Annotated in this window: 21 protein-coding genes; 11 read left to right on the forward strand and 10 right to left on the reverse strand. The window is 74.0% G+C overall.

Annotated features, from left to right (window positions below; translation table 11 throughout):
• Positions 1–16: 16 nt before the first annotated feature.
• The 4 genes from JQN84_RS21490 to ctaD all read left to right on the forward strand — a co-directional run bounded on the left by JQN84_RS21490 (position 17) and on the right by ctaD (position 5173).
• Positions 17–997, forward strand: coding sequence for a glucosyl-3-phosphoglycerate synthase (locus JQN84_RS21490; protein WP_281903084.1), 981 nt, complete (start codon positions 17–19; stop codon positions 995–997).
• 88 nt (positions 998–1085) lie between these two features.
• Positions 1086–2243 (forward strand): glycosyltransferase, encoded by a 1158-nt coding sequence (locus JQN84_RS21495; protein ID WP_204960290.1) that lies wholly within the window; start codon positions 1086–1088, stop codon positions 2241–2243.
• Positions 2244–2355: 112 nt separating this feature from the next.
• Positions 2356–3084 carry an ATP-binding protein gene (locus tag JQN84_RS21500; protein ID WP_204960291.1) on the forward strand — a complete coding sequence of 243 codons (729 nt, stop codon included), beginning with the start codon at positions 2356–2358 and terminating at the stop codon, positions 3082–3084.
• 88 nt (positions 3085–3172) lie between these two features.
• The gene (gene ctaD / locus JQN84_RS21505) at positions 3173–5173 is read left to right on the forward strand and encodes an aa3-type cytochrome oxidase subunit I (RefSeq protein WP_204960292.1); all 2001 of its coding nucleotides are present in this window, start codon (positions 3173–3175) and stop codon (positions 5171–5173) included.
• A gap of 74 nt (positions 5174–5247) precedes the next feature.
• On the opposite strand, the gene JQN84_RS21510 is transcribed toward ctaD, so the two are convergent.
• The 4 genes from JQN84_RS21510 to JQN84_RS21525 all read right to left on the reverse strand — a co-directional run bounded on the left by JQN84_RS21510 (position 5248) and on the right by JQN84_RS21525 (position 11168).
• Positions 5248–6387, reverse strand: coding sequence for a SigB/SigF/SigG family RNA polymerase sigma factor (locus JQN84_RS21510; RefSeq protein WP_204960293.1), 1140 nt, complete (start codon positions 6385–6387; stop codon positions 5248–5250).
• 320 nt (positions 6388–6707) lie between these two features.
• Entirely contained in the window at positions 6708–8090 is a 1383-nt protein-coding gene (locus JQN84_RS21515) for a hypothetical protein (RefSeq protein WP_204960351.1), read from the reverse strand.
• Between the two features lie 203 nt (positions 8091–8293).
• Positions 8294–10057: a thiamine pyrophosphate-binding protein gene (locus tag JQN84_RS21520; RefSeq protein ID WP_204960294.1), complete on the reverse strand. Its 1764-nt coding sequence runs from the start codon at positions 10055–10057 to the stop codon at positions 8294–8296.
• Positions 10050–11168, reverse strand: coding sequence for a baeRF2 domain-containing protein (locus JQN84_RS21525; protein ID WP_204960295.1), 1119 nt, complete (start codon positions 11166–11168; stop codon positions 10050–10052). Before JQN84_RS21525 ends, JQN84_RS21520 begins: the two co-directional genes overlap by 8 nt.
• Positions 11169–11313: 145 nt before the next feature.
• On the opposite strand from JQN84_RS21525, the gene JQN84_RS21530 reads away from it, so the two are divergent.
• On the forward strand, positions 11314–11856 hold the full coding sequence (locus tag JQN84_RS21530; protein WP_204960352.1) for a hypothetical protein: 543 nt from the start codon (positions 11314–11316) through the stop codon (positions 11854–11856).
• A 74-nt stretch (positions 11857–11930) separates the two neighbouring features.
• On the opposite strand, the gene JQN84_RS21535 is transcribed toward JQN84_RS21530, so the two are convergent.
• Complete coding sequence (locus JQN84_RS21535) at positions 11931–12266, reverse strand: DUF3817 domain-containing protein (RefSeq protein ID WP_204960296.1); 336 nt, start codon at positions 12264–12266, stop codon at positions 11931–11933.
• A 162-nt stretch (positions 12267–12428) separates the two neighbouring features.
• On the opposite strand from JQN84_RS21535, the gene JQN84_RS21540 reads away from it, so the two are divergent.
• Genes JQN84_RS21540 through JQN84_RS21555 form a run of 4 tightly spaced genes read left to right on the forward strand, consistent with a single transcriptional unit; the run spans position 12429 to position 14803 of the window.
• The gene (locus JQN84_RS21540) at positions 12429–13910 is read left to right on the forward strand and encodes a glutamate-cysteine ligase family protein (RefSeq protein WP_204960297.1); all 1482 of its coding nucleotides are present in this window, start codon (positions 12429–12431) and stop codon (positions 13908–13910) included.
• A 31-nt stretch (positions 13911–13941) separates the two neighbouring features.
• Positions 13942–14421: a DUF2975 domain-containing protein gene (locus tag JQN84_RS21545; RefSeq protein ID WP_204960298.1), complete on the forward strand. Its 480-nt coding sequence runs from the start codon at positions 13942–13944 to the stop codon at positions 14419–14421.
• A complete protein-coding gene (locus JQN84_RS21550; RefSeq protein ID WP_088645242.1) occupies positions 14421–14642 on the forward strand; it encodes a helix-turn-helix domain-containing protein in 222 nt (73 codons plus the stop codon). Before JQN84_RS21545 ends, JQN84_RS21550 begins: the two co-directional genes overlap by 1 nt.
• On the forward strand, positions 14639–14803 hold the full coding sequence (locus JQN84_RS21555; RefSeq protein ID WP_204960299.1) for a hypothetical protein: 165 nt from the start codon (positions 14639–14641) through the stop codon (positions 14801–14803). Before JQN84_RS21550 ends, JQN84_RS21555 begins: the two co-directional genes overlap by 4 nt.
• Positions 14804–14844: 41 nt before the next feature.
• Here the strand turns inward: JQN84_RS21555 and JQN84_RS21560 are convergent, their stop codons facing one another.
• Entirely contained in the window at positions 14845–15399 is a 555-nt protein-coding gene (locus JQN84_RS21560; protein WP_239485773.1) for a TetR/AcrR family transcriptional regulator, read from the reverse strand.
• 65 nt (positions 15400–15464) lie between these two features.
• Here JQN84_RS21560 and JQN84_RS21565 point away from each other — a divergent pair, with 65 nt between their 5' ends.
• Positions 15465–15956, forward strand: a complete 492-nt coding sequence (locus JQN84_RS21565) for an FBP domain-containing protein (RefSeq protein ID WP_204960301.1) — start codon at positions 15465–15467, stop codon at positions 15954–15956.
• 79 nt (positions 15957–16035) lie between these two features.
• Here the strand turns inward: JQN84_RS21565 and JQN84_RS32340 are convergent, their stop codons facing one another.
• The 4 genes from JQN84_RS32340 to JQN84_RS21585 all read right to left on the reverse strand — a co-directional run bounded on the left by JQN84_RS32340 (position 16036) and on the right by JQN84_RS21585 (position 20601).
• Entirely contained in the window at positions 16036–17610 is a 1575-nt protein-coding gene (locus tag JQN84_RS32340; RefSeq protein WP_204960302.1) for a pentapeptide repeat-containing protein, read from the reverse strand.
• A 111-nt stretch (positions 17611–17721) separates the two neighbouring features.
• On the reverse strand, positions 17722–18348 hold the full coding sequence (locus JQN84_RS21575; RefSeq protein ID WP_204960303.1) for a response regulator transcription factor: 627 nt from the start codon (positions 18346–18348) through the stop codon (positions 17722–17724).
• Complete coding sequence (locus JQN84_RS21580) at positions 18345–19613, reverse strand: sensor histidine kinase (protein ID WP_204960304.1); 1269 nt, start codon at positions 19611–19613, stop codon at positions 18345–18347. Before JQN84_RS21580 ends, JQN84_RS21575 begins: the two co-directional genes overlap by 4 nt.
• A gap of 55 nt (positions 19614–19668) precedes the next feature.
• Positions 19669–20601 carry a hypothetical protein gene (locus tag JQN84_RS21585; protein ID WP_204960305.1) on the reverse strand — a complete coding sequence of 311 codons (933 nt, stop codon included), beginning with the start codon at positions 20599–20601 and terminating at the stop codon, positions 19669–19671.
• A gap of 367 nt (positions 20602–20968) precedes the next feature.
• Between JQN84_RS21585 and JQN84_RS21590 the strand changes: the two genes are divergently transcribed.
• Positions 20969–22609, forward strand: coding sequence for a cellulose-binding domain-containing protein (locus JQN84_RS21590; protein WP_204960306.1), 1641 nt, complete (start codon positions 20969–20971; stop codon positions 22607–22609).
• Positions 22610–22996 lie beyond the last annotated feature (387 nt).

Here is a 22996-nt window from a genome sequence, read left to right on the forward strand (position 1 = left end):
GATCGTCTCCCCTGTCGTGGAGGCATGGGCCACCTACCGGACGACGTCGGCGCAGGACTGGCCCACGCGACGGCTGATCAGAGCCAAGGGGGAGAACCGGGTCAGCGTCGTGCTGCCCGCCCGCAACGAGGAAGCCACCGTCGGGGCGATCGTCTCGACGATCCGGGAACACCTGATGGACCGGGTCCCCCTGGTCGACGAGCTGATCGTGGTCGACTCCCGGTCGACCGACCGCACCGCGCAGGTCGCCCGGGCCGCCGGCGCGGAGGTGGTCGGCCAGGACGAGATGACCCGGGGCCTGCCCCGGCTGACCGGCAAGGGCGACGCGCTCTGGGCCGGGCTGGCCGCCGCCGAGGGCGACATCGTCGCGTTCGTCGACGCCGACCTGCGGGAGTTCCGGCCGCACTTCGTGACCGGCCTGATCGGCCCGCTGCTGGTCGACCCGTCGGTGGAGTTCGTGAAGGGCTTCTACCACCGGCCGCTGGTCGGCACGACCAGCGTCGAGACCGACGGTGGCGGGCGGGTGACGGAGCTGATGGCCCGGCCACTGCTGAACCTGTTCTGGCCGGAGCTGGCCGGTTTCGTGCAGCCCCTCGCGGGCGAGTACGCCGGTCGGCGCGAGGTGCTGGAGCGGGTGCCGTTCGTCACCGGTTACGGGGTCGAGACGGCCATGCTGATCGACCTGCTGGAACTTGTCGGCCTGGACGCGTTGGCCCAGGTCGACCTGGGCGAGCGCAAGCACCGGCACCAGGACACCGCGGCCCTGGGCCGGATGTCCGCGCAGATCATGCACACCGCCTGGGCGCGGTTGCAGCGGCGGGGCTGGGCCGCCCCGGGCACCCACCCCGGCACCCTGCTGACCCAGTTCCGTCGGGGCGGCTCGGAGGCACTGCCGAATCTCGACCGGGAGGTCGTCGTCAACGACGTCTCGGTGCAGGAACGCCCGCCCCTGGCCGAGCTGCGGCCCCGGCTGCCGCGTCGGCGGGTGGCCGCGTGACGACGCGCCGCACCGGCGGCGACGTCACCCGACGCGCGGGGTCGAGACCCGCCCGGGACCCGGTCCGTCCCGAGAGGAAGTCCCGACCATGAGCCTCACCGTGCTGATGAACGCCGGCCCGTGGCTGTCCGTGCCGCCACCCGGCTACGGCGGCATCGAGAACGTCGTCGCCACCCTGGTGCCGGAGCTGCGCCGGCTCGGGGTGAAGGTCGTGCTGGCCTCGGTCGGATCGAGCACCCTGCCGGTGGACGAGAAGTTCTCGGTCTATGCCGACGGGCAGTTCGCGGCGCTGCAACGGCCGTACAACCAGGTGTGCGGGGTGTCCCAGGCGCACCTGGCCGGGGTGGTCCGGCAGGTGTACGGCCGCGACGACATCGACCTGGTGCACGACCACGTGGAGGCGGTCGGGCTGGCCACCCTGACGGCGATGGGGCCGGCCGCCCCGCCGGTGCTGCACACCCTGCACTGGGACCTGGCCAAGCACCCCGAGCTGTACGGCACCCTCGACGGCGGGACACGGGTACGGGTCAACGGGGTCTCCGCCGCCCAGCTGGCCCGCGCCCCCCGGGCGCTACGGGAGCACGCCGTCGGGCACGTGCACCTGGCCACCCCGCTGGCGGTGCACGCCGACCGGACGCCCCGGCCGGTGAAGGGCGACTACACGGTCATCCTGGGCCGGATCAACCCGGGCAAGGGGCAGGACGTCGGCGTCCGGCTGGCCCGGCGTACCGGGGTGCCGCTGGTGCTCGCCGGCCCGGTCGGGCCCTACCACCGGCCGGCGGACCTGGCGGCGGCGGGCGACGGGGCCCGGCAGAACCCGGACGTGCGGTTCTTCCACGACGAGGTCGCCCCGCACCTCGACGGCGACCTGGTCCGCTGGGTCGGCACGGTCGCCGGCCGGGAGCGCGACGACCTGCTGGCCGGGGCGCGGGCGTCGCTGTTCCCGCTGCGCTGGGAGGAGCCCGGCGGGACGGCCGTGGTGGAGTCGCTGGCGCTGGGCACGCCGGTGGTGGCGACCGCCCGGGGCTGCCTGCCCGAACTGGTCGAGCACGGGCGCACCGGACTGCTCACCGACGACGAGGACGAACTGGGTGAGCTGCTGCTGGCGGCGCGGCGACTCGACCCGGACGAGTGCCGGCGGGAGGCCGCCGAGCGGTTCACCCCGGCGGTGATGGCGCGGCGGTACGTCGCCCTCTACGAGACGGTCCGCGCCACGGCCCGGCAACCGCAGCTCCAGGCGGCCTGAGCCACCCGCCCCGACCGGGCCCGGACCGTCCCGGTCCGGGCCCGGTTTCGGTCCACAGGGCCGCGGGTACCTGGCGGTTCTCCCCAGCACCACGAGCGGAATCGAGGGGCCGATGGTCAGCCGGATCACCTGCGAGGTCAGCGACGAGTCACCGGTGACCGTCGTACGCCTCGCCGGCGCGCTCGACCTGGGCACCATGCGCGCCGTGCACACCGTGTTGGACCGCTGCCTGACCACGCTGCCCGACGCGCTGGTGGTCGACCTGGGCCGGGTGACCGTCGCCGACCGGCTGGCGCTGTCGGTGTTCGCCGCCACCGCCCGGCAGGCGGCCGACTGGCCGGCCGTGCCGATGGTGCTCTGCTCTCCCCCGCCGGATGCCGCCGCCTGGCTGGCCACCTCCACCACCTGCCGGGTGGTGCCGGTGCGGCAGGACTGCGCGGAGGCGACCCGCTGGGCCGGGGCGACCGCCGCGCCCCGGCTGCGGGCCCGGTTGGAGCCGGTGGCGGGGGCCTGCCGGCGGGCCCGTGAGCTGGTCGGCGACGCGTGTTCCCGGTGGAACGTGCCGCACCTGGTGGAGCCGGCGTCGCTGGTGCTCAGCGAGCTGGTCGGCAACGCGGTCCGGCACGCCCACACCCCGATGCGGATCACCTTGACCCTGCACCAGCCGTACCTGCGGGTGGCGGTGGCCGACGGCAGCCGGACAGCGGCGCGGGCGGCCAGCCCGGACCTGTCCGCCGAGGGCGGCCGGGGGCTGCTGCTGATCCGGGAGATGGCGCAGCGCTGGGGCAGTTCCCCGCTGGCCGACGGCAAGGTGGTGTGGGCACTCCTGCCGGCGAATTGACCGAAATTCCCCCTGTCGCCTGGTTACATGGGCGGAGGGCGGGTAGTCGCGCCCGTCCTTTCTGTCGTCACGACGGGGTGAGAGAGCCATGCCCAGACGGGTAACCACGGAACCCGCCCGAGACCGGGGGCCGGCCATCCTCGCCCCGGCCCGGTTCGGCGGCTTCCCCGGACCGGTCCGCCCGACGCTGCCCGGCAACAAGCTGCTGCGGCTGCTCGGCACCACCGACGCCAAGCAGATCGGTCTGCTCTACCTGGCCACGGCGTTCGTGTTCTTCCTGATCGGCGGGGTGCTGGCCCTGCTCATCCGGGCCGAGCTGGCCCGGCCGGGAATGCAGTTCCTCTCCCCCGAGCAGTACAACCAGGCGTTCACCATGCACGGCACGATCATGCTGCTGCTCTTCGCCACCCCGCTGGTGTTCGCCTTCGGCAACTACATCGTCCCGTTGCAGATCGGCGCCCCGGACGTGGCGTTCCCCCGGCTCAACGCGTTCGCGTACTGGCTGTACCTGTTCGGCGGGACGATGGTCGTCGGCGGCTACCTCACCCCCGGCGGCGCCGCCGACTTCGGCTGGACCGCCTACAACCCGCTCAGCGACGCGGTGAACTCCCCGGGCATCGGGGCGAACCTGTGGGTGGTCGGTCTGGTCGTCTCCGGCCTGGGCACCATCCTCGGCGCGGTCAACCTGATCACCACCACGCTGACCCTGCGCGCCCCCGGCATGACCATGTTCCGGATGCCGATCTTCACGTGGAACATGCTGCTCACCGCCGTCCTGGTGATCCTGGTCTTCCCGCTGCTGGCCGCCGCGCTGCTGGCGCTGGGGGCGGACCGGCTGCTCGACGCGCACGTCTACGACGCGGGCACCGGTGGGCCGATGCTGTGGCAGCACCTGTTCTGGTTCTTCGGCCATCCCGAGGTCTACATCGTGGCGCTGCCGTTCTTCGGCATCATCACCGAGATCATCCCGGTGTTCAGCCGCAAGCCGATCTTCGGCTACACCGGTCTGGTGCTGGCCACGGTCGCGATCACCGTGCTGTCGATGACCGTGTGGGCGCACCACATGTTCGCCACCGGCCAGGTGCTGCTGCCGTTCTTCAGTTTCCTGAGCTACCTGATCGCGGTGCCCACCGGGGTGAAGTTCTTCAACTGGATCGGCACCATGTGGAAGGGACAGCTCACCTTCGAGACGCCGATGCTGTTCGCCATCGGCTTCCTGGTCACCTTCCTGCTCGGCGGCCTGACCGGGGTGCTGCTGGCCAGCCCGCCGGTGGACTTCCACGTCACCGACTCGTACTTCGTGGTGGCGCACTTCCACTACGTGCTGTTCGGCACCATCGTCTTCGCCGCGTTCGGCGGGGTCTACTTCTGGTTCCCCAAGATGACCGGCCGGCTGCTCGACGAGCGGCTCGGCAAGCTGCACTTCTGGACCATGTTCGTCGGCTTCCACGCCACCTTCCTCGTCCAGCACTGGCTGGGCGACGAGGGCATGCCCCGCCGGTACGCCGACTACCAGCCCGGCGACGGCTTCACCACGCTCAACATGATCTCCACCGTCGGCTCGTTCGTGCTCGGCGCGTCCACCCTGTTCTTCCTCTACAACGTCTGGAAGTCCTGGCGGTACGGCGCACTGGTGACCGTCGACGACCCGTGGGGCTTCGGCAACTCCCTCGAATGGGCCACCACCTGCCCGCCGCCGCTGCGCAACTTCGACCGGATGCCCCGGATCCGCTCCGAACGCCCCGCCTTCGACGCCAAGTACGGCCCACTCGTCGCCGACCTCGGCCGGGACCTGCCGCAACGCACCACCCGGCCGCCGCAGGAACTGCACGACGAGTTGCGCCACGAGCGGCACGTCCCCGAGTCGCCGGCGGCCGAGGGCGCGCACGGGGCCCGGGAGGCGGTGGAGTACCAGCCCGCCCCGCAGTCGGGCGCCCGCCCGGTGGTGGTGCCCGAACCGGAGGACGTCCGCCGGCCCGGCTTCGCGCACTCCGACGCCCCCGAGGACGACCGGCCCGACGACACGGACCCCGACACCCCGCAGCGGTGGCGGCACCCGCACGACAGGGACGACCCGGGGCAACGCTGACCGACCGGCACACCGTCGGGCCGGCACCGCGAGGCGGTGCCGGCCCGATGTCGGCTCGGGCCGACGGGGTCGGTTCAGGCGTCCACGGTGGCGGGCAGGCCGGCGGCGGCCAGCGACCGGCGCACCGCCGGCCGCACCCGGGTCAGCCGCAGCGGCACCCCGGTCCGCAGGGCGGCGTCCCGGCCGGCCACCAGCGCGGCGATACCCCCGGCGTCCACCCCGCCCGCGCCGTCCAGGTCCACCACCAGCTCGCGGGGCTGCCCGGCGACCGCCTCCAGCATCATCCGGCGCAACTGGTCCGCGCCGTCGCGGTCGATCTCTCCCCCGACCTCGACCACGGTCCGCTCCGCGGTGCGTTTGACCGCGATCCGGTTGCGGCCGGTGTCCGTCTCGGCGGTGCCGTTGCACCAGGGCGGCGGGGTGTCGGCGAGCATCGCCTGACGCAGCCAGGTCAACGCCCGCGACAGCAGCCGGGACACGTGCATCTGGGAGATGCCGAACCGGGCGGCGATCTCCGCCTGGGTCTGGTTGCCGTAGAAGCGCATCGCCAGGATGCGCCGCTCCCGCCAGGGCAGCCGGTGCAGCAACCCGCTGACGGTCACCCGGTCGTCCACCGACTCCAGCGCGTTGTCCGACTCGCCGACCAGGTCACCGAACTCGGCGGAACTCTCCCCGCCGACCGGCGCGTTGAGCGAGGCGGGGCTGTAGCCGGCCGCCGACTCCAGGGCGGCGAGGATCTCCTCCTCGGGCGTCTCCAGCCGGGCCGCCAGCTCGGCCACGCTCGGCGCGCGGGACAGCTCACTGGTCAACGCCGAGGTGGCCTGCCCGACCTCCAGGATCAGGTCGCGCAGCCGGCGGGGAACGTGCACCCCCCAGGTACGGTCCCGGAAGTGCCGCTTGATCTCCCCGACGATGGTGATCGCCGCGTACGCGGTGAACGAACCCCGCTCGGGGTCGTACCTGTCGACGGCGTTGACCAGGCCGAGCCGGGCCACCTGCTCCAGGTCCTCCAACGGCTCACCCCGGCCCCGGTAGCGGCGGGCCAGCCGGCCGGCGAACGGCAGGGCGAACCGGACCAGGTCCTCGCGGGCCTCCCCCCGGCGCTCCGGTGGCAGGCCGGCGATCCGCGCGGCGTACGCCAGCGCGGCGGCGTCCAGGTCCTCCAGCCCCCGGTCGGTCGGAGGTGGTGTGGTCGTGGTGGTCTGTCCGAACATCCGCGCCTCCCTCAGGAAGGTCCCCCGCCCGGATCGGGCCGGTTCGGCGCGTGGTGGCACCACGCACCGGGTCGGAAGTGGGGTTTCACGTGCCGTGCCGGGATCACCGGACACGCGCGGGCAACGACCGGCCGCCACGCGGCGGACCGTCGCGGCGAGCGGTCTTCCCGCTCCCCAGGTACTCAACCACGCGTCCCCGGGTTCGCGAGGATGTTTCGGTGTGCCGGCTCCGGCCGGGCGGCGCGGACACCCCCGGCGTCCCCTTTCCGGGCGACCCGCCGGCCCTCCCCGACCCGGCCGCGCCGTGGGACCCGGGCCGGTCAGGACACGGCCAGCCCCAGCGGCGCACCCGCCTCGCGCAGCCCGGCCAGCGCGTCACCGACGCTCAGCGGCGGCGGTGTCGGCAGGTCGTACGGCTGCCCGCGCAGCACCTCGGTGGCCCGCCGGGTGGCCACCGACGCCACCGGGTAGCCCCGGGCGGCGGTCCGGTCCAGGGCCCGCCGGCGACGGCCGAACGCCGCCACCGCCAGCCACTGCGGCAGCCCCGCCACGGCCGGTGAGCGCAGCCCCGGCGACTCCGGCAGCACGTCCACCGAACTGAACGGCTCACTGCCGGCGAGCCACCACTCCACCTCCTCGACGCTGCGCCGGGTGGCGTTCTCGCACCAGTACGGCACCAGCCCCGCCCGCACCACCTGCCACGGATCGAACACCCGGCCGCACTCGACCACCAGCCGGTCGCCCGTCTTGCCGGCCCGGCGCAGCCAGCTGCGGTACAGGTCGGCGGTGGCCGCGCTGAGCGCCCCCGGGTGCGGCACCCCCACCTGGCGCAGCTCGTGGCCCCGACCACCGGCCCAGTGCCCCAGCGCGCGGACGAACTCCGGTTCCACCCCGTGTTCGGCGGACTCCCCGGCGGCGGTGACCGCCGGCGGCTCCCACCCGTCCCCGGTCGCCCCGGCGGCCCGTAGCACCTGACGTAGGGCGGGCGAGTCCGGGTGGAAGTCCACCGGCCGCAGCCCGCTGGCCGGGCAGCCGAGCTGGAAGCTGTGCCCCTGCCCGGAGTCCGACACCGGCCACCGGCGGGCGTCGTCGACCAGCAGCACCGCGGCCCCGGGGGTCAGCCGGTCGGCCAGGAACCTGGCGTACGCCACCGGCAGCACCCGCCAGCGGGCCACCAGGCTGATCGCCGTGCCGGCCGACGCGCCCCGGCTCGCCGGGCAGTGCACCTGACGCAGGTGCAGGCCGGAGTTGCCGGCAAGGATCCGGGCGGCGAACGCGGCCCCCTGGTCGAGCGCGGCGGCGGGACGGTCCACCGCGCCGTGCGTCCAGTGGGCGGTCATCTCGAAGCCGGTGGGCAGCCAGGGCACCCCGAGCGCCACCGCGAGGTGCACGGCGGCGGCGTGCGGCGCGCCCAGCAGCACCGCCGGGTACCGCTGTCGGGGGTACTGGTCGGCGATCCAGCCGGCCACCCGTTCCCCGTCCACCTCGCCGGCCTGGGCGACGGTGAGCGGCCCCCGGCCGGCGTTGCGCGCGACGGCGAACCGGGAGGCGGACGTCGCGTGTCCCAGGTCGGCGCAGTCCACCCCGCGCAGCGCGCGGGCGGCGGCGGCCACCAGCACCCGTGCGGTGCTGCCGGCCGTGACGATCCGGTCGCCGGCCAGACCGGCGCCCTGGGCCGTCGGCCCGGCCGGTGCCGTCCGCACCGGCTCCACCCCGCCTCGTTCGCTCACCACGCGGCCCGGCTTCCCGCCCCTTCGGGGTCTAAACGGGGCATCGCGCCCTGACCGGTGCGATCCCCGACCCGCCCGCCGGTACGCCCTACCGGTGCGCCCCGGTCGGCGACCGCCCAGCGCGGCCCGGGCCGGCCGGGGTGGGCGTCGACCGGACCGGGCACGGGGCCCGGAGACTAGACGAGATCCTCCGCCTCGACGATCTGCCGCTCGGCCGCCATCATCCGGTCCCGGATGCGTCGGGTGGCGTCGCCGTCGGCGAACAGACCCCGCAGGTCGGCCAGGGACGGCTCCGGAGCGCCAGGCGACACCGCCGGGTCCACCACCGCCTCCAGCACGCACGGCCGGTCGGCGGCGAGCGCCTCGTCCCAGGCCGCGCCGACCAGTTCCGGCCGGTCCACCCGGACGCCGTGCAGGCCGAGCAGCCGGGCCCAGCCGGCGTACGGCACGTCGGCGCGGCGACCGGGCACGCCCGGCTGCCGGCGGCCGTCGCCGAGCCCGGCGTGGTCCCGGTTGTTGAGCACCAGCACCACCAGCCGGGGGTCGGCCCAGTCCTGCCAGCGGTGGGCCACGGTGATCAGCTCGGCGAGGCCGTTGAGCTGCATCGCCGCGTCGCCGAGCAGGGCGAGCACCGGGGTGTCCGGGCGGGCCAGCTTCGCGGCCAGCGCGTACGGCAGGGCGCAGCCGAGCGAGCCGAGGGCACCGCAGAGCTGCGCGTCGACCCCGGGTGGCAGCATCAGGTGGCGGGCGTACCAGGAGAGCACCGAGCCGACGTCGACGGCGACCGACCCGGCGTGGGGCAGCCGGGCGGACAGTTCCCGCAGGACCAGTTGCGGGTTGACCGGCTCGGCCGGCTCTGCGGCGTGCGCCGCGGCCTGGCTGCGCCACCTGTCGACGGTGCTCTCGACGGTGGCCCGCCACTGCCGCTCGGGGCGGTCGGCGACCTGGCCCAGCAGCGCGCGCAGGGTCTCGGTGGCGTCGCCGACCAGCGGCACGTCCACCGGATACCGGGTGCCGATGCGTCGCCCGTCGATGTCGATCTGGATGGTGCGGGTCTGGCCGGGCAGCGGGAAGTAGTCGGTCCAGGGGTCGTTGGTGCCCACCAGCAGCAGGGTGTCTGCGCCGCCCATGAGCTGCGCGGCGGCCGTGGTGCCGACCTCGCCGAGCACACCGGTGTGGAACGGCAGCCGTTCGTCGAGGACGGGTTTGCCCAGCAGCGAGGTGGCCACCCCGGCGCCCAGCCGGTCGGCCAGCGCCACGATCTGTTCCGCCGCGCCCCGGCCGCCCTGCCCGACCAGGATCGCCACCCGCTGACCGATGGTGAGCAGCGCCGCGGCGGCGTCCAGGTCGGCCTGGTGCGGCAGCACCCGGGCCAGCGGTTCGCCGGGGGTCGCGGTGAACACCCCGGCCGGGTGTGGTTGCAGGTGCGCCACGGCGGCCTCCTGCAACGCCCGGGGCAGCACCACGCAGGTCGGGCTCCGGGTCGCCGCGGCGGTCCGGAACGCCTGGTCGAGCAGGGCCGGCACCTGCTCCGGGGCACGCCCGTAGCGGACGAACTGGTGGCACACGTCGCCGAAGAGCCGGCTCAGCCCGATCTCCTCGTGCACCTCGCCGAGTGGCCCGGTGACGTCCTCACCGACGATCGCCACCACCGGTTTGCCGTCCAGCTTCGCGTCGTACAGGCCGTTGAGCAGGTGCACCGCGCTGGGGCCCTGGGTGGCCAGGCAGACCCCGATGCCGCCGGTGAACTTGGCGTGCCCGGTGGCCATGAAGGCGGCGCTCTCCTCGTGCCGGGCGGGGACGAACTCCGGGTCCCCGCCCGCGGCGTCCAGCGCCCCGACCACCGGGGCGATCGCCGCCCCCGGGCAGCCGAAGACGCGGGGCACCCGCCAGGCCCGCAACCGCTCCACGACCAGGTGTGCGACGGTGCGGTCAGCCATGGTCGCGTCCCGGGGTGGCCGGGTCGACGTAGCGCAGCACCGCGCCGACGCCGTCAGCCAGGTCGGGGGCCTCGTCCGGCCCGAGGACGGTCAGGTCGGCGTCGGTGCCGACCAGTGCCCGGACCAGGGCGGCGTCGGCCCGGACCCGTTGCGGGTCGGCCACGGCGGCGAGCTGGTCGGGCGCGGTGGCGATGTCGGTGGCCCGGGGGCCGATCCACAGCTCGCCGTCGGCCGACGGGTCGTCGACCAGCAGCATGGTGTCGACCTGGTTGCGTTGCAGGGCGGCCACCACCGCGTCCAGCCCGACGCCCACGTCCTGCTGGGTGCCGAACCGGTCCAGCGCGGCGCTGACGTGCTGGTCGGCGACCTCGGCGATGGTCTGCACGGTGACGTCGTCCATCGCCGCCGGGTCGGCGCCGCCGGCCCGGGAGCCGGCGTCGGTGCGGACCACCAGGTCCTGCCAGCGGGCGGGTAGCTGGGCGGCGATCATCCCGGTGGCCCGGACGTCCCCGGCGACCACCACCACGTCCGCGCCGACCCGGTCGGCCAGTTCGGCGGTGGCCGCGGCGGCGTCCCCGGCGTTGTGGTGCCAGGCCTCCGTCGCGGCCCGCTGGTAGCGGGACTGGGACCAGCCGCCGGGTTGCACCCGGCGCAGCGGGTAGCTCTGCCGGCCGGTGACGTGGGCCCGTCGGGGCACCCCGCCGGCGCTGACCGCGACGGCGTCCGCGCCGGTGCGGTCGGCGAGCACCCGGACCCAGGCGACCTGTTCCCCGCGCTGCGCGAGCAACGGCATGACGTGCGGCAGCGGGGCGTACGCGGCCAGGTCACGCAGGGGCGGCGCGGCGAGGTACTCGGAGAGCACCACCCGGCCCCGGTTGGCGAACGCGGCGAGTCCGTAGTCGCCGGGCAACGGGTCGTGGCCCCGGACCACCCGGTCCAGCGCCGCGATGGTCGGCTCGTCCGCGCCGTCGGCGGCGAGTTGCCCGGCCAGGGCCCGCCAGCGCAGGTCCAGCGCCGGACGCGCGTCCTGGGTGTCCCGGGAGGCGTCCAGGTAGACCGAGCACCACGGCCCGGGACGGTCGTAGAGCGGGTGCAGGAAGGACAGCTGCATGCTCGACCCCTTTCCGGCTCGGCCGCCCGCTTACCCGCGCCGCCGGGGATGTCACCTCGGCCGGGCCGGGGGACGTGACCGTCGGTTCATTCATGTCATTCGACCCGGAAGACGGATACCATCAGTGAACGGAACCGGACTCTCGGTGGTGAACATGGACAGCGATCTCCGTAATCGGGTGATCCGCCCGACGCAGCGGATATTCACCGGGCGGGTCGTCCGGTTCATGGACGGCTACACCCGCGAGGTGCGCATCGGCCAGCCGGTGCTGGTGGCGGTGCTGACCGCGGCGAGCGTGGCGGGCCTGCTGGTGATGCTGGTGCGCACGGCGCTGTCGCAGTCCGGCGGCGGCGCCCGCCGCAAGTGGAAGGACCTCAAGAAGGGGCCGGAGTTCCTGGTCACCCCGGTCCGGCTGCGCGACGACCAGGGCCAGCTCTACGAGGTGGAGCTGCACGGGCACCTGGCGCAGAGCGCGGTGCACCCGTCCGACTGGGTGCAGCTCACGCTGCGCCCGCAGGACGTCGACCTGCCGCCCCGCATCGAACGGATCGTCAACCTGACCACCGGGCAGTTGCTCACCCCGCGTACCGCCACGGTGTGGAGCCACCTCGGCCCGCCGCTGCTGATCCAGGCGGTGCTGGGCGCGGTGCTGGTGCTGCTGGTCGCCGCCGCCGTGGTCCTCGTCTGACGCCGACCGGCCGCGCCCGACCCGACGGGTCAGGGCCCGCGCGGCAGCAGGCGGCGACGGGCGGCCGGGGGTGGTCAGCCGACCGGGGTCAGCGGGCGCTGCTCCCCGGTGCTGCGCAGCAGGCCCCGGCGGGCGGCCCAGCGTTCGAAGAGCAGGGTGGCGAAGGGCGGCACCGCGCAGACCAGGGCGACGAAGGTGACCCCGGGCGACCACCGGTGCAGCCGGGCCACGGCGAGCACCAGCAGGCCGTACGCGACGAAGAGCGCGCCGTGGATCGGCCCGAAGACCTGGACGCCGATCTCGTTGCCCGGCGGGCCGTACTTGACCGCCATGCCGACCAGCAGGGCCAGCCAGGAGCAGGCCTCGGCGATCGCTGCCGCCACGAACAGCCGGGTCGTCTTCTCGCGCATCGCGCCATGCTATCCAGCAGCCGTGACCTGCCGGCCCGTGACGGGCGGCGGGCGACGGGGATCACCCGGGTCGCCGGTGGGTAGGTAAGGGTCCTTCGGTTCTTCCCGGTTCGCCGGGGACGTGCGAGGTTTGTCGGGACCAACGGTGACAGGGCGGTGGCCATGGGCGAGGAAGTCGGAGCGCGCACGTTCAGCCGGGAGGACCGGGCCCGCTACCGGGAGAAGGTCCGCCGGTGTCTGGACGTCTTCGCCGAGATGCTGCGGGAGTCCCGGTTCGACGTGGAGCGGCCGATGACCGGTCTGGAGATCGAGCTGAACCTGGTCGACGACGACTCCCGGCCGACGATGCGCAACGCCGACGTGCTCGCCGCCGTCGCCGATCCCAGTTTCCAGACCGAGCTGGGCCAGTTCAACGTGGAGATCAACGTCGCGCCCCGGCGGCTCGTCGGCACCGGCACGGCCGAGTTCGAGTCCCACGTCCGCGCCAGTCTGAACGCCGCGGAGGAGAAGGCCCGCACGGTCGACGCCCACATGGTGATGATCGGCATCCTGCCCACCCTGGAGCCGGGGCACCTGACCGCCGGGGCGCTGTCGTCGAACCCGCGCTACGCGCTGCTCAACGAGCAGATCTTCGCCGCCCGGGGCGAGGACCTGCGGATCGCGATCAGCGGGGTGGAGCGGCTGGCGACCACGGCCGACACGATCACCCCGGAGGCCGCCTGCACCAGCACCCAGTTCCACCTCCAGGTCAGCCCGGCCGACTTCGCCGGCTACTGGAACGCCGCCCAGGCGATCGCCGGCGTCCAGGTGGCGCTGGGCGCGAACTCGCCGTTGTTCTTCGGCCGGGAGCTGTGGCGCGAGACCCGGGTGCCGCTGTTCCAGCAGGCCACCGACACCCGCTCCGAGGAGATCAAGGCCCAGGGGGTACGCCCACGGGTGTGGTTCGGTGAGCGCTGGATCAACAGCGTCTTCGACCTGTTCGAGGAGAACGTGCGCTACTTCCCGGCGCTGCTGCCGGTCTGCGACCCGGAGGACCCGGCGCAGACGCTGGCCGCCGGTGGGGTGCCGAGGCTTGCCGAGTTGCGGTTGCACAACGGCACCATCTACCGCTGGAACCGCCCGGTGTACGACGTGTGGAAGGGCCGTCCGCACCTGCGGGTGGAGAACCGGGTGCTGCCGGCCGGGCCGACGGTGGTGGACACGATCGCCAACGGCGCGTTCTATTTCGGGCTGGTCCGGGCGCTGGCCGAGTCGGACCGGCCACTGTGGTCGCAGATGTCGTTCAGCGCGGCGGAGGAGAACTTCACCAGTGGGGCCCGGCACGGCATCGACGCGCAGGTGTACTGGCCGGGGTTGGGTTACCTGCCGGCGACCGAGCTGGTGCTACGCCGGTTGCTGCCGTTGGCCCACCAGGGGTTGGACCGGTGGGGGGTGGACCCGGCCGAACGTGACCGGCTGCTGGGCATCATCGAGCAGCGCTGCCTGACCGGACGTAACGGCGCGAGCTGGCAGGTGGCGACGTTGCACCGGCTGGAGTCGGCCGACCACCTCGACCGGCCGGAGGCGTTGCGCGAGGTGGTCCGCCAGTACGTCGAGCTGATGCACAGCAACCTGCCGGTCCACGAGTGGCCGGTAACCGATTGACTTTCGATAGGTTGCGAGCGATAGTCGATACATGACGACGGCGCGCTGGGCGGTCACCGCCCTCAGAGTCTTTCTCGTGGTCCTGTTCGCGGTGTTGGTGCTGTTCCAGACCATGTCGCTGCCCGGCCAGTTCGCCCACCTGGCCCGGGAGTCGCCCGAGCAGGCGTACCTGCGCTGGCCGGCCACCGCCGTGACGGTGTTCTGGGTGCTCTGCGTCCAGGTGGTGATCGTCGCCACCTGGCGGCTGCTCACCCTGGTCCGCAACGACCGGATCTTCAGCGAACCCGCGTTGGCCTGGGTGGACGCCATCGTCTGGGCGGTCGCCGCCGGGTGGCTGACGCTGGTGGGCGTGTTCCTCTACGTCGGGTTCCACGCCGACGACCCCGGCCTGCCGATGCTGCTGTTCCTGCTGTCCGTCGGGGTCACCGTGCTCGGACTGCTGATGGTGGTGATGCGGGCGCTGCTGCGCCAGGCCACCACGCTGCGCTCCGACATGGAAGCGGTGATCTGATGCCCATCGTCGTACGCATCGACGTCGAGCTGGCCAAACGCAAGATGAGTGTCGGTGAGTTCGCCGAGCGGGTCGGGCTGACCCCGGCGAACGTGGCCGTACTGAAGAACGGCCGGGCCAAGGCGGTGCGGTTCAGCACCCTGGAGGCGATCTGCCGGGTGCTCGACTGCCAGCCGGGCGACCTGCTCGAATTCGTCGACGACGGGGAGCCGACGCCGTGAGGTACCTGCTCGCCCTCGCCGCCGCCGTGCTCCTGGCCGCCGGGGTGGCCGGCGTCGTGCTCGGCGAGTCCGACGACTCCCCCGGGCTCCAGTTCCTGGGCGGACTGCTGGTCATCGGCGCGGTCGCCATCGGCGTCCGGCTCGCCCGCCGCCCACGCTGACGCCACCGAGCCGACCCGGGCGGGCGTGCCGGCGACGGCGGTCAGGGCGTCGGCCAGTTCCGCAGCAGGGCGTCGAGGGCGTCGAGGACCCGGGTCCAGCTCTGCCCGGTGTCGGGGGCGCTGTGGTCGAAGCTGCCGCCCAGTTCGAGGTTGACGTAGCCGTTGAAGACGCTGCCGAGCAGCCGTACCGCATGGGTCTGGTCGGATTCGGGCAGGTCGTAGCCGCGCAGGATGGCCCGGGTCAGCTCGGCGTGCCGCCTGCCGGCGCTGGCGGCGGCGGTGGCCGGGTCGAGCCTGAGCTGGGCGGCGGCCCACCGGCCCGGGTGGGCGCGGGCATAGTCGCGGTAGACGCCACCGAGGGCGGCCAGCGCGTCCCGGCCGGCCCGGCCGGCCAGGGCGTCGGCGGCCCGGACGGCCAGCTCGTCGAGGGCCAGCAGGGCGATCCGGGTGCGCAGGTCCCCGGAGTTGCGCACGTGCGCATAGAGGCTCGCGACCTGTACGTCGAAGCGCCGGGCGAGCGCAGAGAGGGTCACCCGGTCGAACCCGACCTCGTCGGCCAGCTCCGCGCCGGCCCGGGTGAGACGTTCCGTGGTCAAGCCCGCACGTGCCATAACTCATTATGCGTTTGCCTAAAGTTTTTAGGCAAATTACCGTGACCGTCATGGAGCCACTGACCGAGCAGGAGATCCGTTCCGCGTTCGTCAACTGCACCAAGGGCGAGAGCAAGCGGCTGTACGTCCCCCGCGACCTGGCCGAGCGCCCCTGGCCCGACCTGGACTACCTCGGCTGGCGCGACCCCCGCGCCCCCGACCGCGCCTACCTGGTCACCGAGGTGGCCGGCCGGCGGACCGCCCTGGTGCTGCGCTGTCCCACCCCGACCACCAGGCAGCCACCGCGTGGCCTGTGCGCGATCTGCCTGACCTCACCCGCCGGTGGCGTCAGCCTGATGGTCGCGCCGAGGGCCGGCAAAGCCGGGCAGCAGGGCAACTCGGTGGGCACCTACCTCTGCACCGACCTCGCCTGCCCGCTCTACGTCCGCGGACGTAAGGACCCCGGCCCCGGCACCCGGATGCAGGAGTCGCTCACCACGGCCGAGAAGGTCCAGCGGCTGACGACGAACGTCGCCGCGTTCGTCGCCCGGGTCACCGGCTGACCGTGCCCGGCCGGACGACGCGGCCGGTGGCGGGACCACGCGACACCCGCCCGACGCGCACCGGGCCACGCGGCGGTGCTCACCCCGGGGGTGACACCGCCTCGTCGGGCACCATCCCGGCCCGACCCGCCACCTCGCCGAGGACCTCCCGCACACTGCGCCGACGGTCGAGCCGCGCCCCGGCGAAGCTGACCGGGCCGTGGAACGATGCCCGCCCGACCCCACCGCCGAGCGTGAAGGTCGCCGTGGTGAAGACGCTCCCCGCGAACCCGGTGCCGCCGTGGAACTGGACACCGGTGAAATCGGCGTGGCCGACGTGGCAACCGCCGAGGTCGAGGTCGACCAGGGTGGCCCCACAGAGCATGAGGTCCGTTCCCGCCCAGTGCGGCGGCCCACCCGGAGTGTCCGTCGACGGACGCAGCCGCGCCGCGAGGATCCGCTGCGCGGTGCGCCGCAGCTCCAGCTCGGCGGCCTGCCCGTCGGTGCGGGGCCCGGCCAGGTCGAACGACAGCGGCATCCGCAGGTAGCCGCAGACCGCGTCCACCACCCGCTGCCGCAGCTCCGGCCGGGCGTCGCCGAGGTCGGCGAGGGCCGCCAGCCCGGCCCGGCGCACGTCCGGGTCGGCGTCGGCGAGCTGGCCAGCGTACGGCCGGACGGAGTCGTCGGGCACCAGCTGCGCCCCGTCCGGCCCGGCCGGTGCCAGCGCCGGCGTCCAGCCCAGCGGCCAGCACACCGGGCCGTCGTCGGCCGCGCCGGCCCAGGTCGCGGCGGTGAGGTCCACGGTGGGCTGGTCGAGGTGGACCGGACCGGCGAACCGCGCCTGCCGGAACGTCGCGGCGGCGGCGAACCGCGCCTTGAAGAACCAGGTCGGACCAGCGAAGCGGGCCTGCCGGAACGACACCGGTCCGACGAAGCGGGCACCGTCGCCACCCTCGCTCCACTCCTGGTAGTCACCCATCAGCACGGCGACGGGCCAGTGCGGGTCGGCCTCGTTCGGCTCGTCCCAGGGGGCCGGGGAGGTCTCCTCGACGGTCTCCCAGGCCGGGTCGTCCTCCCACCACTCGTCCTCGCCCCGGCCGAACCAGGCGAACGCGGCGAACCGGGTGTCGGTGAAATCGGCGTCGGCGCGGAAGCGGGCCCGACCGAATGCGGCATGGTCGAGGAACCGGGCCCGGGTGAACCGGGCCGGGCCGTGCCAGAGGGTGCGGGCGAAGTCGGCGACACCGGTGAACCGGGCGTCGGCGAACGAGGTGGCCCCGAGGAACCGGGCGTCGGCGAACCGGGCCGCACCCAGCACCGCGCCGGCGAGGTCGAGATCCACCACGGTGGCCGCCCGCAGGTCGAGGTCGACGGCGGACGGTGGTTCCGGGTCGACGCCCGGGTCCACCGACCCGGCCGGGGTCTGCGCCGCCGGGCGCAGCAGCACGGCCAGCACCCGGCCCGCCTCCCGCCGGGCGTCGGCGTCCCACCCGTCGGCGTCCGTCGACGCCCGCAGCCCGTCGGCGAGCGCCGCGACCGCCCGGGACCGCAGCCCGGGATGCCCGGCCACCAGCTCACCGAGGCCACGCAGGGCGGCGAGCCGGCCCGCGCCCGTCTCCTGCGTCACCGCGCGGACGGCTTCCTGAAACGCCGGTTCCGCCTGTCCGACCGTCACCCGACCTCCCCACCCGAGCCCCCGCCGGGACGCCCCGGCGTCGCGCAGGATAGCCGGACCGACCGACACCGACACCGACACCGGCCCCGGGCGGGCGGCGCGGCGTACGCGTCAGCCGCCCCGGGCGAACAGGGCCAGGCGTACCCGGTTCGGGCTGTCCGTCTTGGTCATCAGGCTGGTGATGTGGGTCTTGACCGTGGTCACACCGATGTGCAGCCGGTCGGCGATCTCGGTGTTCGACAGCCCCTCGGCCACCAGGGCGAGCACGTCCTGTTCGCGGGCGGTCAGCCCGGCCACCGGGCGGGACGGCTCGGCGCGGGCGTGCACCGCCCGGCGGACCAGCCGTTGCAGCACCTCCTCGCTGAACGGGCTGCCCCCGGCGGCGGCCCGGCGCACCCCGTCGACCAGTTCGCCGGGCGGGGCGTCCTTGAGCAGGAACCCGCAGGCCCCGGCGGTGAGCGCGGGATAGAGGTGGTCGTCGTCGCCGAACGTGGTCAGCACCAGCACCCGGGTCGCCGGCCGGTCGGCGAGGATACGGCCGGTCGCGGTGATCCCGTCGACGCCGGGCATCCGCAGGTCCATCACCACCACGTCGGGGACGAGCCGGGCGGCCAGGGTGACCGCGTCGCGTCCGTTGTCGGCCTCCCCGACCACCTCGATGTCCGGCTGCGCGTCACAGAGCATGCGCAGGCCCGCGCGGATGAGGTGCTGGTCGTCGACCAGCAGCACCCGGATCACGACCGCCGCGCCGGGTAGGGACCGGCCGACCCGGGCGGCGGGGTCGCCGTACCGCCGGGAGGTGGGCCGGCGGCCGGGGACGGGCCGGCCTCGGTCGACGCCACGGCGGGCAGCACCGTGCGGACCCGCCATCCGGTGCCGGCGGGGCCGGCGTCCAGCCGCCCACCGAGCACCTCGACCCGTTCCCGCATGCCGGTGAGGCCGTGCCCACCGCCGGGTGGCACCGCCGCCGGCGCCCAGCCCCGCCCGTCGTCGGCCACTTCCCAGTGGACGGCGTCGTCGACCACCGACACGGTCAGCCGCGCCCGCGCGGACGTTCCGGCGTGCTTCACCACGTTGGTCAGCGCCTCCTGGGTCAACCGCAGCACCGCCAGCCCGCGTACCGCGTCGAGGGCGCCCACCGCCGGGGCGACGTCCGCCTCCACCGTAACCCCGGCCTGCCGGGCCCGGTCGACCGCCGCCCCGAGCGCGGCCGGCAGCGCCGACGGCTCGATCGCGGTCAACGTCGCGTCGCCGTGCGCCACGTCGGGATCGCGCAGCACCGCGACCAGCCCGCGCAGGTCCGCCAGCGCCGCCGTCCCGGTGGCGTGCACGTCGTCGAAGACGGCACCCACCCGGGGGTCGAGATCGGTGAGGACGTGCCGGGCGACACCGACGCGCAGCACCATCGAGGCCACGTGGTGGGCCACCACGTCGTGCAACTCCCTGGCGATGGCGCTGCGTTCGTCGGCGCGGGCCGCCCGCTGCTCCGACTCGCGGTGCAACTGCTCGGCCCGGTCCCGTTCGTCGGCCTGCCGGCCGAGCTCCCGGTTGGTCCGCACCACGGTGCCGATCAGCAGCGGCAGGCCGACGTCGACCAGCAACCCGAACACCGTGCCGGTGACTCCCCGGCCGGTGTGCCCGGACGGGTCGAACGCGGCGACCACGGTCAACGCCACCGCCGCCCACCATCCGGTGCGGGGTCGCCGGGACCGCATGGCCACCTCGAGCAACGCCCAGCTCGCCCCGACCTGGTTGATCGTGGTGTCGTCGAGGACCACGATCGCGGCCACCAGCAGCGCGGTCTGCGCCGTCAGGTTGAGCAGTGGCCGGCGGTGGGCCAGCAGCGCGACGGCGAAGGCGGCCGCCGCGAGCGCCCACTGCCGGCCCGTGGGTGGCTGCCCGGTCTTGGTGCCGAAGAGCAGGTAGCACAGGCCGCTGAAGTCGAGCAGGACCATCCGCACCAGCGTGTCCCGCGTGTCGAACAGCCGTCCCAGCCAGCCCACGCCGATCAGCCTACGGACCGCAGGACCGGCGCCGGACCCGCCTGGTGGGTGGCGGTCACGCGGCCAGCGCCAGGTCCGGACGACGCCGCCGGGACACCACCACCGCCGTCGTGGCGAGCGCGGTCGCGGCCACCAGGGCGGCCAGCGCGGCGACCGTGGTCAGGTCCGGCCGCAGCAGCGGCTGCCCGCGCAGCGCCTGCCAGGTCAACAGCAGCGTGAGTACGCCGTACCCGGTGCCCGCGACGGCCAGCAACCGGACCCGGTCGGTCTCGTCGAGCCGGCGGCCCAGGTATCGGCGCAGCAGGAAGGCCAGGATCGGCAGCGCCTGCATGGCGTGCAGCCCGACGAAGTGCCCGATCCGCAGGTCGCCGCCGGTGGTGCTCCAGCCGAGGACGGGCAGCCCCGGTCCGCCGTCGGGCACCCCGACGCTGTGCGCACCGGTGATGCCGGCGTCGGCCGACGCCTGGCCCGGCTGGGTCATCGGCACCGCCACCAGCATGCCCAGCGCGGACACGCCGAGCCCGAACCCCATCGCCCACCGGGTGACCCGGTCCCCGGCCCGCCGCACCAGCAGGGTGACCGCGACGACGACGTGCGCGACGAACAGCACCATGACGGCCGCGCCCATCACCCGCCAGAGCGCCGCGTTGAGCGGGCTGGTCGCGTTGTAGTGGCTGGTCGTGCCGCGCAGCACCTGCCCGACGATCACCGCCATCTCGATCAGGGCGGTGGCCACCACCACGCTGGCGGCCCACTCCCCGACCCGGCTGCGGCGGGGCAGTTGGGCCAGCATCCAGGCGAGGGTGATCCCGTAGACGACGAAGGACACGGAGAACTTGAACGGCTTGAGCCAGATCGGCACGCCGGTCAGCACCCGGGGGTCGGCGACCATACCGACGGCCGTGACCACGGCGAGCACCGCCATCGCGGCGCTGAGCAGAACCAGCGGGCGGTGCCGTCGGGCCGCCCGGGACATCAGGTGAGTCATGCCTGTAGACGTTCGTCGGTCGGCGGCCCGACCGCGTCCGACCGGGAGCCCCGGTCACGACCCCCGGTCGGAGATCGACTCCTCCCCAGGGAGGAGGTGGGCCGCCTGCCGATTGACGGCATCGAAAACGGTCAGTACCGTGGGACGGAAAGCGCTTACCTACTCGAATTGACTGGTCAGCGCGTCGGGACCGGCCCCGGTCGTCCCGCCGGCAACATCTCGCGTCCGACGATCCGGGCTGGTCCGGCGCGAGGGGTCCCTCCCGTGACGGGCCGGTAGGGCGGGCCCGCCCGCACCGACCCCGCCGGGCACCGGAGTCGCCGGTCCCCCCGTGCGGGCTCCCTCACCACATCCACAGGAGAGAACCATGATCCTTCGCCAGCGCCGTACGGCGTGGTGGATCTCCGCAGTCGCCGCGACGGCGCTCACCACCGCCGGCGCGGTGGTCACCGCGAACGCGGCCCAGGCCGCCGCCGGCTGCCGGGTCGACTACACGGTGGCCAGCCAGTGGTCAGGCGGTTTCACCGCGAGCATCACCCTCACCAACCTCGGCGACCCGATCAGCTCCTGGGCGGCCACCTGGTCGTTCACCGCCGGGCAGCGCGTCGACCAGGGCTGGAACGCCACCTTCAGCCAGAGCGGCAGCACCGTCAGCGCGGCGAACGCCGACTACAACGGCGCCCTCGGCACCAACGGCACGGTCACGTTCGGCTTCAACGGCACCTGGACCGGCAGCAATCCGACGCCGACGGGCTTCGCGGTCAACGGGGTGGCCTGCGGCGGCCCCACCGCGCCCCCGACCACGGCACCGCCCACCACCCCACCCCCGACCACCCCACCCCCGACCACCCCACCCCCGACCACCCCGCCGCCCACCACGGCCCCGCCGACCACGCCGCCACCCACGACCCCGCCGCCCGGCGGCAGCACCCTGTACGTGGCGACCAACGGCAGCGCCGGCGCGGCCGGCACCCAGGCGAACCCGACCACCCTCGCCTCCGCCATCACCCGGATACCCGCCGGCGGGACGATCTACGTGCGGGCCGGGACCTACCAGCTCGCGCAGACCGTCACCATCGAGCCGGGCAACAACGGCACCGCCAGCGCCCGCAAGAAGCTGTTCGCCTACCCGGGCGAGAAGCCGGTGCTGAACTTCTCGGCGATGAGCGAGGACCCGGCCAACCGGGGGCTGGCGCTGAACGGGTCGTACTGGCACGTCCAGGGCCTGATCGTGGAGCGGGCCGGCGACAACGGGATCTTCGTCGGCGGCAGCAACAACATCATCGAGCGGACGGTGACCCGGTTCAACCGGGACAGCGGCCTCCAGCTCTCCCGGATCGCCTCCAGCACCCCCCGCGACCAGTGGCCGGCCAACAACCTGGTGCTCAGCGCCGAGTCGCACGACAACGCCGACTCCGACGGTGAGGACGCCGACGGCTTCGCCGCGAAACTCACCGTCGGCACCGGCAACATCTTCCGGTACGCGGTGTCGCACAACAACATCGACGACGGGTGGGACCTCTACACCAAGACCGACACCGGCCCGATCGGCCCGGTGACCATCGAGGACTCGCTGGCCTACAACAACGGGACGCTCAGCAACGGCACCCAGAACGGCAACGGTGACCGCAACGGCTACAAGCTCGGCGGCGAGGACATCGGGGTCAACCACATCGTCCGGCGCAACATCGCCTTCCGCAACGGCAAGCACGGTTTCACCTACAACCGCAACCTCGGCACCATGACCGTCTCGAACAACCTCGGCATCGACAACACCGAGCGCAACTTCTCGTTCGACGGCGGCAGCTCGGTGTTCCGGAACAACACCTCGTGCCGTAGCGGCAGCGGGTCCAACGACAAGATCGTCGGCAACAGCGACAGCTCCAACCAGTTCTGGAACGGCAGCAACGGCTCCCGCTGCGCGTCGTACACCGGGGCCATCGGGTGGTCCTTCGCCGCCGACGGACGGCTCGTGGTGACCCTCGGCGGCCGGCAGGTCACCCTGTAATCGCCGGTATCCGTCGGGTGGCCCGGCCGGTCGGACCGGCCGGGCCACCCACAGGCAGGGCGGCGCGCAGCCCGTCCACCCCGTCCAGCGCGCCGGTCCGATCTGACCGCCGCCACCGCCGAGCCGGCCGCGTGCTCGGCCGCGTCGGTCCGGGTACCTGCGCGCGGACGGATACGAGGTAGGGCCCGGGGAGTACATGTTTGCACTCGGGCTTATGACACACAGGCATAAATATGCCTGACAGGAATACCCCTCCCACCCGTATTGAGGTTCCCCCCGGGATGTGGACACCGGGTTATGCCGCGATCTGGTGCAGGGTAGCTGGTGTGAGGGTTTGTTCGTAGTCGGCGGGGCTGAGGTAGCCGAGTGTGGAGTGGCGTCGTCGGT

Source organism: Micromonospora humidisoli, assembly GCF_016900955.1.
Taxonomy (GTDB): Bacteria; Actinomycetota; Actinomycetes; order Mycobacteriales; family Micromonosporaceae; genus Micromonospora; species Micromonospora wenchangensis.